The following is a 12,643-nucleotide window of genomic DNA, read 5'->3' as shown; positions in this document are numbered from 1 at the left end:
CCCGCTCGTACCCCTCGGATTGATGATCAAACCCATTCCCCAGACCAATTTTCGATGATTCGACGCCTTATCGGGGGCATTCCGTGCTGGATCAATGAATTTCGTGAACTCCGCCAGGATTATCTGAAGTATTGCAGCTGTGCCGAAGATCCCCTGAATCAGAAACAACTCACGTTTTGGTGTGTCATTCCAGAGCTAATGAACCCGGATCCGACATTAACCATGTATTAACAGGCGACCCCACCCTGTCTTCCTCACCCGATGCGAGGCAGCCCTGCTGCCCATCCGGATCGGCAGCCTGGCTCACTCCCGACCCTCGGAGGGTCGGCCGGAGCACTTACATTGACATGAGCCGCTACAATATTAGGGCCATCAGCATTGCGCCCGAATCCCGTGGGCGCCCACCCGATTCCTCCGCCTGAACCCCAGGAACGCAGCACGATGTCCGACAAGATTCCTGTCACGGTCCTCACCGGCTATCTCGGCGCCGGCAAGACGACCCTGCTCAACCGGATCCTCTCCGAACCGCATGGCAAGCGCTATGCCGTGGTCGTGAACGAATTCGGCGAGATCGGAATCGACAACGATCTGGTGGTTGGAGCCGACGAGGAAGTCTTCGAGATGAACAACGGGTGCATCTGCTGCACCGTGCGCGGAGACTTGATCCGCATTCTCGACGGCCTCATGAAGCGGAAAGGCCGCTTCGACGCGATCATCGTGGAGACAACCGGTCTGGCCGATCCTGCACCGGTGGCCCAGACGTTCTTCATGGACCAGGACGTGGCCGACATCGCGAAGCTCGATGCGGTGGTGACGGTCGCCGATGCGAAATGGCTCTCGGACCGTCTTGCGGATGCGCCGGAGGCGAAAAACCAGATCGCCTTTGCGGACGTCATCGTCCTGAACAAGATCGATCTCGTCTCAGAAGACGAGCTCAAGGGCGTCGAGGAACGCATCCGCGCGATCAATCCCTATGCACGCATCCATCGCACGGATCATTGCGCCTTGCCGATCAGCGAGGTCCTCGATCGCAATGCGTTCGATCTCGACCGCATCATCGCGCTGGAGCCCGAGTTTCTCGAAGAAGGGCACCATCACCATCACGACGAGGACATGCAGTCGATTTCGGTGAAGCACGAGGGCGATATCGACCCCGAGCGCTTCATGCCGTGGATCTCCGATCTCACGCAGCGCGAGGGCCCCAACATTCTCCGGTGCAAGGGCATCGTCGCCTTCCCGGACGAGCCGCGGCGCTTCGTATTCCAGGGCGTCCACATGATTCTCGATGGCGATCTTCAGCGCGAATGGCGTGCCGACGAGGACCGTGTATCACGCGTGGTGTTCATCGGCCGCGACCTCGACACCGACAAGATCCGTACAGAGTTCCTGGCTTGCGCGGCGTGACCAGGGCATGCCGAGAATAGGCACATCATGACGGCCAGTACCGCTCCTTCTCTCACCCAGCAAGTCGTCGGACTTTCTCTCGAGGCTCATGTCACGACAGTCGCCTGGCTCGGCGACACGCCGGGTTTCGCGCTCGGTGACGGTTCCGTCGCCCTTGCGAGAGGCGAAGAGATCCAACGCATCGCCGCGCATCCCGATGGCGCGGTGCTCGTCGCGGGCTCCGACGGGAAACGGCTCATCACGGGCGGAGACGATGGGCGAGTCGCCGTCACACGCGCGGATGGATCGACGGAGACCCTCACGGAAGCGAAGGGCGCCTGGATCGATGCGATCGCCATCGCGGCGAATGGGGCCGTCGCGTTCGCGGCCGGACGGCGCGTCACGGCTCGTGACGAGAAGGGGCGAGAAAAGTCCCTCGAGGTCGCGAGCACGGCGCGCGGCCTATGCTTCGCGCCGAAGGGCTATCGCCTCGCGATCGCGCATTACGGCGGCAGCACTCTCTGGTATCCGAATCTCGAGACGAAGCCCGACCTGCTCGAGTGGAAGGGCTCCCATCTCGACATCACGTGGTCTCCGGATGGCCGCTTCGTGGTGACATCCATGCAGGAGAACGCCCTGCACGGATGGCGGCTGCAGCCCGACCGCGGCCACATGCGGATGAGCGGCTATCCGTCGAAAACGCGCTCGCTCTCCTGGTCGGGAGACGGCAAATGGCTCGCGACCTCCGGGGCCGAAGCCGCCATCATCTGGCCTTTCGAGAGCAAGGAAGGCCCCATGGGCAAGCAGCCCCGGGAATGCGGCGTGCGGCCCGCCAAGGTGACCCAGGTCGCGTTCCACCCCAACACTCTCATCCTGGCTGTGGGCTACGAGGATGGCTGCGTGCTGCTGGTTCGCCTCACGGATGCCGCGGAACTCCTCGTGCGCCAAGCCGTCCCCGGCAGCGGCATCACGGCTATGGCCTGGGACAAGTCCGGCAAGCACTTCGCCTTCGGGGCACAGGACGGCCGCGCGGGCATTCTTGCTCTACCCTCGTGATGAGGAGTGAAGCGAGCGGTTGGCGGACGTGGCTCGGCGCGTTCCGACCGCGGCGAGCCGAAACTGGAGCTATTGCGCAGATCCGCGAATGGGCGGCTGCGGTGCTCGGTGGTACTGCAAGCGTTTCCGTGAACGAGATCGTCTGCCGGGATGCCTCCTGCCCCGGCATCGAAACGATCATCCTCGTGATGGTTCCAGGTCAGCGCACACGGGCCTGCAAGATCTCGAAGCCGCTCGAGGAGGTCACCGAGGCCGACGTGCGCGAGGCTGTTGCCGCGGGTTAGTCCGAGTTCGCTATAGTGTGCCGTAGGCGTAATGCACAGCCCTCCCGCCGCACTGTCGTCTTTGCGAGCCAGAGGCGAAGCAATCTACCCGTGGACGGACGCGCTCCTGGATTGCTTCACTTCGTTCGCAATGACGAAGAGGGCATAAGAGCGCGAGGACTAACACCGGTAACGGAAGTAGACTCCGAGCGCACTTCCGTTACTGCGAGAGGAGCGAAGCGATTCAACAGCGCACGGATCGAAGGGTAGATTGCTTCGCCTGCGGCTCGCAATGACGAAGTGGATCCGCGTCAGGCTGGATTGCGGCGACTCACCACGACGGAGAAAGCAATCGCAATTGTCATCACAGCGTGATGACGTAATCCGGCGGGCTGCCGGCTAGAGCGCCGTAGAGTTGCGGAAAGCACCCGGCCACAACGCCGTCGACGAGGCCCTTTGCGGTGACCGAGCCTGTGCCGCACATCTCGAAGGTGCCTTCGGCTACATTGCGCTGGACGGCACATTGATCGCACACCATCAGAAGAATGTTCTTCTCCTTTGCGATCCTCGCGAGACGTTCACCGACTGGATCTCCCTGTCGGAGGCAGAACAGGTTGTCGTCGAAGAACATCATGCCGACGACGTCCGCCCCGTGAATGCCTTTCTCGAGCTGAGGAAGGATCATCGTCGCGAGCTTGTAGGTCGCGGCATTGGGCGTGGCGAACACATAGGCAACCTTCATCATGAATCTCCTCGTGATGCCACGCGGGCTTCACCGCCAGCGGAGCAGGCGCTGCTCGAGCTTTCCGGCCGCGGCGAAGATCGCGAGCACGAAGGCCATGATCAGGAAGACCAGCGCTAACATCAAGGCCGAGTTGTAGGTGCTCTGCGCAAAGGACAGGAGATAGCCGAGACCTCGGCTCGCGCCCACGAATTCGCCCACGACGGCGCCCGTGAAGGCGAAGCCGACGGCGACCTTGAGGTTGCCCATGATCCAGGCCGTGACGAACGGCAGGTAGACTTCGCGCAGGATCGTCCACCGGCCGCCGCCCAGGGTGCGGACGCGTTCGACGAGGCGGCGATCCACCTGCTTGATGCCCGTATAGACGGTGAAGAACACGAGGACGGCTACGAGCACGAAGGCCAGCGCGATCTTGGAGCCCAATCCGATGCCGAACCAGACGACGCAGAGCGGCGCCAGCACGACGCGAGGCACCGCATTGAGCATCATCATGACGGGTTCGAGCAACTCCGCAACAATAGGAATGAGCGCTGCTGCAGCACCGAGCACAACGCCGACGGCGATGCCGAGAATCAGCCCACCGAGTGCAGCCCCGAAGGTTGCTTCGAGATGCGGCCAGATATTGCCCTGCGTGAACAGATCGAAGAGCGCGAAGCCGATCTGGCTCGGGGCCGGCGCATAAAGTGGATTGAGCCACCCGGCGCGCCCCGCGGCCTCCCAGATCGCGAGCGCGACAACGAGAGCGGCAAGCTGCCGGATCCAGACTCGATCGAGAAAGCTCATGTGTTTCCGTTCAGTGATCACGTGGTGAGCGCAGCGTTGCCGCCGGAATCATGCCGCCTCGCGGATCTCCCGCGGCCCATCGACGACCTCGGAGAGATCGGACCAGAGGCGTTCGTAAAGAGGCGCGAAGCTCGGATGCGCCCTCGCCTTCACGAGGTTGCGGGGTCGCGGAATGCGAACCGTGTAGCTGTGTGAGATGTGAGCCCGAGGCCCATTCGACAGCAGATACACCACGTCCGAGAGGGCAATGGCCTCCTCGAGATCGTGCGTGACGAGAAGCACGCCGATGCCCTCGCTCTCGACGAGGTCGACAACGTCCTGCGTGACGCGTGCGCGCACAATCGCATCGAGCGAGGCGAAGGGCTCGTCCATCAGGAGCAGGCGCGGCTTCCGGGCGAGCACCTGTGCGAGAGCGACGCGCTTTCGCTGGCCGCCGCTGAGTTCGCGAGGATAGCGTCCGCCGAGTCCGGCAAGCCCGAGCCGATCGAGCCATGCTCGGGCCTCCTCGGCGGCCTCGCGGCTGTCCTTCCCGCGAAGGCGCAAGCCGAGCGCGACGTTCTCGATCGCCGTGCGCCATGGCAGCAGCGCGTCATCCTGGAACAGGATGCCGATCTGCCCCTCTTCCAAACCAGTGGTTTCGATCCGGCCGGACGAGATCTCCTGCAGCCCCATGATGGCGCGCAAAAGGCTGCTCTTCCCCGAGCCCGAAGGGCCCACGAGGCTCACGAACTGACCGGCATCGACCGAGAGGCTGGCTCCCTCGAGGACCGGCTCGGCCCCATAGGAAAGAGTTACCTTCTGCGCACGCAGCATCAACCTGCTCCCACGATGGATGTGTCGTATAGGCCCGTCGTATTCGCGCCCTGCGGGATGAGGCCCGCGACCTTCAGGCTTTCAGCCACACGGTTCGAGGCTTCGAGATCGATGGCGACCGACGTCGGGTAGAGCGAACCCCGGTAGCGTGCGATCACCTCTCGCAATTCACTGACGTCCGCTCCGGTCGTGAGCTCGCGGGGCAGAGCCTTGACGAGGTCCTCCGGGGACATCGCCTGTAGGGCCTGCAGACCGTTTCGCAGGGCCCGCGCGAGCTTCTCCATTTCCTCCCGCCGGGCCGGGATTTCCGGCGTGCGGACCGCCACGCCCATGAACTCGTAGGAACCGCCGAGGAAGCGTTCCGCGTCCTTCGAGTCCATTGCGTTCATGAGCACACGGCCGCCGGCTTTCTGCACCAGCGTCAGCGCCGGCTCCTGCACGAGCCCCGCATCGACCTGCCCCTGACGAAGGGCCTCGAGAAGGTTCGGGCCCAGCGTCGCGAATTGCACCTTGGTCGGATCGACATTGGCCCGCCGGAGCAGGTACAGCATCAGGGCATGGTCCGCATTGCCGAGAGCGGAGACCCCGACCGTCCGGCCCGCAAGATCCTCGATCCGCTGGATCTCGTCCGCGCGGCGCGGTGCCGTTGCGATGGCAAAGAGCGGCAGACGCCCCGTCGTCGCAAAGCGCCGGATATCGGCTCCACGGACATAAGCCTGGAGGGCCACATCGAGCGAGGTGGCCGCGTAATCCACGGCCGAGCCAACGAGAGACTGCATCGCGGCATTCCCGCCGCGGGTATAGACCAGCTCGACATCGAGCCCTTCGTTCGCGAAGTGACCGCCGGCGCGGGCGACCTCGTAAGGAACGACGCAGAGAAGCTGGCTGCAAAAGGCGAGCTTGATCGGCTTGGCCTGGGCAGCGGCCCGGCCACCGAGGGTCGCCAGCGCGCCGGCTGCCGCGCCGGCCCCTTTCAGGAGACCGCGACGGCTGAGCTTCGGAGGATCGCCCCCACCCTGTTCCGGCTCGAAAGTGAATGGTTGGTCGCAGCAGCCCATGGTCCCCTCCTCGTGAGGTCATCACCCGACAACGCGCGACGAAGCCGTCGGTTGTCGGACGCGCACGAGGTCGTCGGTCCGACGCCGTCTACCGGCATGTTGGGTCTCGGAAGCAAAATGTCAATTCAAAACGTGATTTATTTCAAATCACACCTAATTACGTGAAATGTCCTGTTGTGCAATGACTCGGCGAGTGGCAAGCCATCTCGACGAGGAGCGCACACATGACCGACCATTCCCCTCCAGGTTACCGCCCCGAAACCCGCCTCGTTCATGAGGGCATCCTGCGGTCAGAGTTTGGCGAGACCTCCGAGGCCTTGTTCCTGACGCAGGGCCATGTCTATGCCAGCGCCGAAGAATGCGAAGCGCGCTTCAAGGGCGAGAGTCCTGGTTTCCTGTACGCCCGGTTCTCGAATCCGACCGTCTCCATGTTCGAGAAGCGCATCGCGGCGTTCGAGGGCGCCGAAGCCGCCCGGGCAACGGCATCGGGCATGGCTGCGGTGACGACAGCCCTGATGGGCCTCCTAAGGGCCGGGGATCACGTGGTCGCAGCTCGCGCCCTGTTCGGTTCCTGCCGCTATGTGATCGCCGAGTTGCTGCCTCGTTTCGGCGTCGCATCCACTCTGGTCGACGGCACCAACCTGGCCGAGTGGAGGGCAGCCCTGCGCCCCGAAACGAAGGTGCTCTTCCTCGAGAGTCCTGCAAATCCGACGCTGGAGGTCATCGATATCGCGGCCGTTGCCGGGATCGCGCGCGAGGTCGGCGCCACGCTGGTCGTCGACAACGTGTTCTCCACGCCCGTCTGGCAGAAGCCCCTCGCCCTGGGGGCGGATTGCGTCGTGTATTCCGCAACAAAGCACATCGACGGACAAGGGCGTTGCCTGGGCGGCGTGATTCTGGGCTCGAACGAGTTCATCCAGAACCATGTCCATACTCTGCTCCGCCAGACCGGGCCGGCGATGTCGCCCTTCAATGCCTGGGTGCTGCTGAAGAGCCTCGAAACCCTGTCGCTGCGCATCGAGCGACAGACTGCGACCGCCGGCAGGGTCGCCGATGCGATCGCAGGTCATCCCAAGGTCAAGCGACTCATCTATCCTGGCCGGCCCGATCACCCACAAGCGGACATCATCGCGAGGCAGATGAGCGGCGGATCAACGCTCATCGCCCTCGAGATTGCCGGCGAAAAGGCCGGCGCCTTCCGGTTCCTGAATGCACTTCACCTGATCAGGATCTCGAACAATCTCGGCGATGCGAAGAGCCTGATCACACATCCTGCCACGACGACCCACCAGCGCTTCACGCCTAAGGAACGTCTCGAAATGGGCGTCTCGGAGGGGCTCGTGCGCTTGTCCATCGGCCTCGAGCACGAAGACGATCTGATCGACGATCTCATCGAGGCGCTGGACCGGGTTTGATGGGCACCCGGCCTGTCCCGCCGGATCGCCCTGAACACCATGGAATGTCCCGCGGGATCTCATTGCGCGTCACAGCCTCCTGATTGATCATGAAGTTCGTCGCCCCACCCATACGGGGCGGGAATGCTCGGAGGAGAGCAAGACATGACCATCATCAGGCTGGCAACGGCCGCAGCTATCGCGGCTCTCGCGGCTCTTGGCCCTGCAGCTGCGCAGGAGACGATCAAGATCGGAGGCCTTGCACCTCTTTCGCCCCCGGGAGGCGTTCAGAATGGTGAATCCCTTCGGGACGGCATGGCGATCGCAGTCGACGAGATCAACGCCAATGGCGGTCTTCTGGGCAAGAAGGTCGAAGTCGTCGTCGAGGACACCTCCGGGGTTCCCGAGAAGGGAATCGCAGCCTTCGAGCGGCTAGCCTCGAAGGAGGAGGTCGTTGCAATGACCGGTGCGGCGCACAGCGCCGTCTGCACTGCCGTCGGCCCCTTGGCGAAGAAATACGACATGGCCTTCATAGCCGACGAATGCTGGGCGGATGCGGTCACCGGGGCGAAGATCCCGCAGGTCTTCCGGATCACCGTTGCAAATTCGCTCGTCTACTCCATCGCCGCAGACTGGGTGAAAGAGGTCGGCTTCAAGAACATCGCGATCATTGCCGAGAATTCGGATTGGGGTTTCGGGATCATCGACGTCTTCACGAAGAACCTCAAGGACACCGGAGCGAAAGTAACGTCGTTCACGGCGGAGCGGACAGTCAGCGACTTCACCCCGCAGTTCCTTCAGCTGAAGCGGGCGAATCCGCAACCCGATCTCATCGTTGCGGGCTTCACGGGTTCCAACCTTCTCCTGATGCTCCGCCAAGCCTACGATCTTGGCATCGCTCCGAGCAAGACGACGGCCATTTTCGCGGCCGGGTCGGATGCCCTCGAACCGGAATTCTGGAACGTCGTCGGAGAGGGAGGGGTCGGAGTGATCGCGAATCCCGCCGGGCTTCCTGGCAGGCCCGACACTCCCCTGTCACGCTCCTTCACCAAGGCGTTCGAAGCCAAATTCAAGCGTCCGGCCAACGCCGTCTCGATGGAAGGCTACGACGGCATTATGGTGGTTGCCGAAGCAATCAAGAAGGCCGGCAGTGCCGATCGGGTCGCGATCCAGAAAGCCCTGCGCGACCTGAAATGGGAGGGGACTCGCGGAACCATCTACTTCCCGCAGACGGAAGAACCCGCCTGGAAGTTCCAGCAATGGCCGGAGGTGCCGATCTTCGTCATCCAGTACACCAAGCCGAACCAGACCCCGGCGGACGCAGCTATCCTCTGGCCGCGCTCCCAGGCGACGGTCGATAAGCTGATCCTGAAGCCATGACGCGATTTCTGCTCTGAGGCACCGGAAACCCCGCTGTCGGACGGCGGGGTTTTTCTTCGCGCTCATGAAAAACGCACAATGCAGCAATGACGGGAGCGGGTCCGGCGTCTACTTCCGTCTCCGGCAGTGGTCCCCTGTCCTCATACCACCCCGTCATGGCGAACGCAGTGAAGCCATCCAGGAGCGCATCCGTCGACGGGTAGATTGCTTCGCCTGCGGCTCGCAAGGACGGAAGTGCGGTGGGAAAGGGCTGTGCGCGCCGCCCGCAGCTCGCAAGGACGACAGTGGGTCCGCATCAGGCTTGATGACTGCGGCCCGCAAGGACGGAAGTAGGCAGCGCGCATACTGCGGAATCAGAGCAGCCACTCTGCAATGGTGTCGCGATACTCTGCGTCGAAGGTCGCTTTCGTGCCTTCGATCTTGTTGGTGCCGAGTTCGAGAACGTAGATGTAGTCAGCGACATCCACGCCTGCGATGACGTTCTGATCGACCATGAGGATCGTCCGTCCCTCTTCGACGACGAGACGGCGAAGATGGTCGTACATCACTCCCGCGCGCTTCGGATCGAGTCCGACGGTCGGCTCGTCGATGAGGATCAGACCGGGATCGCTCATCAGGGCGAGCTCGAGCTGCATGAGGCGTTGCTGCCCGCCCGACATCAGTCCGGCTCGCCGTCCGGCAAAGGTCCTGAGGTAAGAGGCACGCTCGTATACGCGCTCGACGGCTGCTTTCGCCCGCGGCCGATCGTGGCGGAAGCTCCAGGTCGCCATCTCGATGTTCTCGGCAACCGTCATGTCCCTGAATAGGGCATGCCCCTGAGCGACGTATGCAATGCCGATCCGCACGAGGTCGCGGGTCGGCATTTGCGCCAGGTCATGGCCGTCATAGGCAATCCGACCTTTATGAGGACGCAGCTGCCCGATGATGGTCTTCAGCAGCGTCGACTTGCCGACGCCGTTTGCGCCGATGATCGTCGTAAGCTGCCGGGGCCGCGCGGTGACGGAAACGCCTCGCAGGATATCGATATCGCGCTGATATCCGGCAGAGACGTCATGCACCTCAAGCTGCATGGTGGTCCCCCAGATAGGCTTCGAGAACGGCGGGATGATTGCGCACGGTCTCAGGATCGCCATCCGCGATGATCTCGCCATAGCTGAGCGTAATGACCCGTCGGCACAGTCCGAAGATCGAGCCCATGTCGTGGCTGATCAGAATGATGGTGACCCCGCGCGCGTTCCATGCGCGGATCGTGTCGTACATGAAGCGCTTGAGTTCGGGATGAACGCCGCCGAACGGCTCATCGAGGAGAACGAGCTTCGGCTTGAGCATCATAATGCGCCCGAACTCCAGGAGCTTCGCCTGCCCGCCGGAGAGCCGCCCTGCCCGCTCCTGCGCGAGGCGTGAGAGATTGAGCGAGTCCAGAGCCTCCAGCGCCAGATCCCTGGCCTGGTTTCGGGACACTTTCCAGTCCGTGAGCGCCGAGACCTGCATGTTCTCGAGGACGCTCAGCCGCCGGAACACCTTCGTGACCTGGAACGATCGGCCGATCCCGAGTCGCGCAAGCCGGCTCGGCGCCACGCCGTCGATCCTCTGCCCCTCGAAATACACTGATCCGGCGCTCGGCGCATAATACCCGCCGACGATGTTCAGCAGAGTCGTCTTGCCGGAGCCATTGGGGCCGATGAGCCCGACGAGTTCTCCCCTGTCGACGGTCAAATCGATATGATCGAGAGCAACGAGGCCGCCGAACTGCTTTCTCAGGCCGCTGACCGTCAGTTGTGCACTCACCGCCTCCGCCCCCTTTGCGTCACCAGGGCCGCCAGTGTGCCGAACACGCCGTTCGGCGCGAAACGCAGAACGAGGATCGCCGCCAGGCCAAAGACCACGAGACGCCATTCACCCGCGCTGCGTAACGCCTCGAGGGCAAGCTGAAGCATGAGGCCGCCGAGAGCGGCATATAGGACGTTGTGGAAGCCCCCGATGACCGCCATCGAGATCACGTAGCCCATTTCCTGCAGGGACATCATCGAAGGAGTGATCAGTTGCACGAAGTGAGCGTACAAGCCGCCCGCGAAGCCTGCAAAGGCGCTCGAGGTCGCGAAGGCAACGATCTTCCAGGTCGTCACCTCGACTCCGAGGCTCGCTGCGCCGTCTTCATCCTCCCGGATCGCCTGAAAGAACAGCCCGATGCGTGAGCGCAGCAGGAGCAGCATCAGCACCAGGCAGAAGACGGTCGCCGCGAGAAAAACGTAGTAGTAGGTCGTAACGCTGCCGCCGGGGATGAGGGGGGATGCCCGGAGGCCCAGGCTCCCCGCCGTCACGTCATGCTCCGCCGTTACGGCGATGCGGAGGATTTCCGAGAAGGCGATCGTGGTGAGCCCGAGATAGGCTCCGTGGAGGCGCAGCGTCAGCCAGCCGATGAAAAGCCCGACCACGCCTGCGAGCAGGATTCCGGCGGTGAGCGATAACAGCAGCGGCCAGCCGAGATGCAACACGGTCAGGGCCGATGCATAGGCGCCAAGTCCGCTCATGGCTGCCTGCGCAAAGCTGATACGGCCGACATACCCCACGAGGAGAGACCAGCTTGCCGCGAGGATGGCGTAATAGAAGCCGATCGTGAGCGTGTAGATCCAGTACTCCTGGAGCCCGGCGAACGGCAGCAGCGCCAGCCCGCCAAAGACGGCTATGCCGAAGAGAACCGATCCCGTGCGAGCGGACTTCATGCCCGGCGCTCCTTTCGGCCGAAGAGGCCCTGAGGGCGCAACAGGAGGACGACGATCAGAACGACCAGGCCATAAGCATCCTTGTACGCCAGCGCCCGCGAGGTGTCGGGGATGAGCACCGTTGCAAAGCTTTCGACCTGTCCGAGGATCAGCGCCCCGACGAGGGCGCCGGGAACGGACCCGAGTCCGCCAAGCACGACCACGATATAGGCTTTGATGGACGGAATGATGCCCATTGGCGGCGTGACGTTGAACACCGGTCCGATGAGCGCTCCGGCGGCACCGGCAAGAGCCGCACCCGCACCGAAGGCAAGCATCGAGGTGCGATCGATATTCACCCCGAGAATCTCCGCGGCCGCACGATCCTGGCTGACTGCCCGGACGGCGCGCCCCATCCACGTGTAGCGCAGCACCAGGATCACACCGACGATCAGAACCATTGCAGCGCCGGCCGCAGCCAGGCGATCGCCACTCACGATGAGTTCGCCGAGTTCCACGCGGCCGCGATAGATCGGCGCCGGGCGCTGCGGCCAAGGCCCGAACACGCTGTTCGCGAGATTGACCAGGAGCACCGACAGGACGAACGTGATCATGATGGCGTATTCGTCCGGCCGGTCGACCTTCCCCTCGTAGACGGGACGGATCAGTGCCTGCTCGATGAGCATGCCGAAGACGAGGAGAGCGGCGGTGGCTGCCATCACACCGATGATGGGTGGCATCCCCAGGACGCTCACGACGAGATACGCCGCATATCCGCCGAGCATGTAGAACTCGCCATGGGCGAAGTTCACGATGCGCAGGACACCGAAGATGATGGCGAGGCCGAGCGCGATCAGGGCGTAGAACGTGCTGATGATAAGCCCGTTCAGCGCCTGTTCCCCAATTTCGAGTAGGCCCATACAGAATCCGTTGCGTTCGGGCGGTCCATACGGACCATGGCGGCAAATCCCTCCACGGAACAAGAGGCTCCTCTCCGCTCCGGCCATTCTTGTCTGGATTTCGGTCCAGGCGAGGTCCGGCGTAGGTTGGTCCTGACGAGCAATGGCAG

14 protein-coding genes are annotated in these 12,643 nt (G+C 63.2%); 6 read left to right on the top strand and 8 right to left on the bottom strand.

The window, feature by feature from the left end; all coding sequences use genetic code 11:
* The 4 genes from BN1233_RS49055 to BN1233_RS46620 all read left to right on the top strand — a co-directional run.
* Positions 1-231 (top strand): hypothetical protein (locus tag BN1233_RS49055; protein ID WP_210168210.1); only part of this gene is annotated, 231 nt, incomplete at its 5' end.
* A 210-nt stretch (positions 232-441) separates the two neighbouring features.
* The gene (locus BN1233_RS05465; protein ID WP_046862564.1) at positions 442-1,404 is read left to right on the top strand and encodes a CobW family GTP-binding protein; all 963 of its coding nucleotides are present in this window, start codon (positions 442-444) and stop codon (positions 1,402-1,404) included.
* Positions 1,405-1,431: 27 nt separating this feature from the next.
* A complete protein-coding gene (locus BN1233_RS05460) occupies positions 1,432-2,439 on the top strand; it encodes a WD40 repeat domain-containing protein (RefSeq protein WP_046862563.1) in 1,008 nt (335 codons plus the stop codon).
* A gap of 128 nt (positions 2,440-2,567) precedes the next feature.
* Positions 2,568-2,723 carry a hypothetical protein gene (locus BN1233_RS46620; protein ID WP_154678250.1) on the top strand — a complete coding sequence of 52 codons (156 nt, stop codon included), beginning with the start codon at positions 2,568-2,570 and terminating at the stop codon, positions 2,721-2,723.
* A 343-nt stretch (positions 2,724-3,066) separates the two neighbouring features.
* On the opposite strand, the gene BN1233_RS05450 is transcribed toward BN1233_RS46620, so the two are convergent.
* Genes BN1233_RS05450 through BN1233_RS05435 form a run of 4 tightly spaced genes read right to left on the bottom strand, consistent with a single transcriptional unit; the run spans position 3,067 to position 6,098 of the window.
* Positions 3,067-3,447: a SaoD/DsrE family protein gene (locus BN1233_RS05450; RefSeq protein WP_197094614.1), complete on the bottom strand. Its 381-nt coding sequence runs from the start codon at positions 3,445-3,447 to the stop codon at positions 3,067-3,069.
* A 27-nt stretch (positions 3,448-3,474) separates the two neighbouring features.
* Positions 3,475-4,227, bottom strand: coding sequence for an ABC transporter permease (locus tag BN1233_RS05445; protein ID WP_147706999.1), 753 nt, complete (start codon positions 4,225-4,227; stop codon positions 3,475-3,477).
* A gap of 48 nt (positions 4,228-4,275) precedes the next feature.
* Positions 4,276-5,040, bottom strand: coding sequence for an ABC transporter ATP-binding protein (locus BN1233_RS05440; RefSeq protein WP_046862562.1), 765 nt, complete (start codon positions 5,038-5,040; stop codon positions 4,276-4,278).
* On the bottom strand, positions 5,040-6,098 hold the full coding sequence (locus tag BN1233_RS05435; protein WP_082145204.1) for an ABC transporter substrate-binding protein: 1,059 nt from the start codon (positions 6,096-6,098) through the stop codon (positions 5,040-5,042). Before BN1233_RS05435 ends, BN1233_RS05440 begins: the two co-directional genes overlap by 1 nt.
* Positions 6,099-6,322: 224 nt before the next feature.
* On the opposite strand from BN1233_RS05435, the gene BN1233_RS05430 reads away from it, so the two are divergent.
* Together BN1233_RS05430 and BN1233_RS05425 are read left to right on the top strand one after the other, a co-directional pair.
* The gene (locus BN1233_RS05430; RefSeq protein WP_046862561.1) at positions 6,323-7,513 is read left to right on the top strand and encodes an O-succinylhomoserine sulfhydrylase; all 1,191 of its coding nucleotides are present in this window, start codon (positions 6,323-6,325) and stop codon (positions 7,511-7,513) included.
* A gap of 144 nt (positions 7,514-7,657) precedes the next feature.
* Complete coding sequence (locus BN1233_RS05425) at positions 7,658-8,872, top strand: ABC transporter substrate-binding protein (protein WP_046862560.1); 1,215 nt, start codon at positions 7,658-7,660, stop codon at positions 8,870-8,872.
* A gap of 353 nt (positions 8,873-9,225) precedes the next feature.
* Here BN1233_RS05425 and BN1233_RS05420 read toward each other — a convergent pair whose 3' ends face one another.
* Genes BN1233_RS05420 through BN1233_RS05405 form a run of 4 tightly spaced genes read right to left on the bottom strand, consistent with a single transcriptional unit; the run spans position 9,226 to position 12,494 of the window.
* Positions 9,226-9,942, bottom strand: a complete 717-nt coding sequence (locus tag BN1233_RS05420; RefSeq protein ID WP_046862559.1) for an ABC transporter ATP-binding protein — start codon at positions 9,940-9,942, stop codon at positions 9,226-9,228.
* The gene (locus tag BN1233_RS05415; RefSeq protein ID WP_046862558.1) at positions 9,932-10,660 is read right to left on the bottom strand and encodes an ABC transporter ATP-binding protein; all 729 of its coding nucleotides are present in this window, start codon (positions 10,658-10,660) and stop codon (positions 9,932-9,934) included. Before BN1233_RS05415 ends, BN1233_RS05420 begins: the two co-directional genes overlap by 11 nt.
* Positions 10,657-11,595, bottom strand: coding sequence for a branched-chain amino acid ABC transporter permease (locus tag BN1233_RS05410; protein WP_046862557.1), 939 nt, complete (start codon positions 11,593-11,595; stop codon positions 10,657-10,659). The genes BN1233_RS05415 and BN1233_RS05410 overlap by 4 nt, the downstream gene beginning before the upstream one ends.
* Positions 11,592-12,494, bottom strand: a complete 903-nt coding sequence (locus tag BN1233_RS05405) for a branched-chain amino acid ABC transporter permease (RefSeq protein WP_046862556.1) — start codon at positions 12,492-12,494, stop codon at positions 11,592-11,594. The genes BN1233_RS05410 and BN1233_RS05405 overlap by 4 nt, the downstream gene beginning before the upstream one ends.
* Between the last annotated feature and the right edge of the window lie 149 nt (positions 12,495-12,643).

Origin of the sequence: Microvirga massiliensis (genome assembly GCF_001006805.1) — a bacterium.
Classification (GTDB): domain Bacteria; phylum Pseudomonadota; class Alphaproteobacteria; order Rhizobiales; family Beijerinckiaceae; genus Microvirga; species Microvirga massiliensis.
This window is presented reverse-complemented; position numbering and strand designations above follow the sequence as displayed.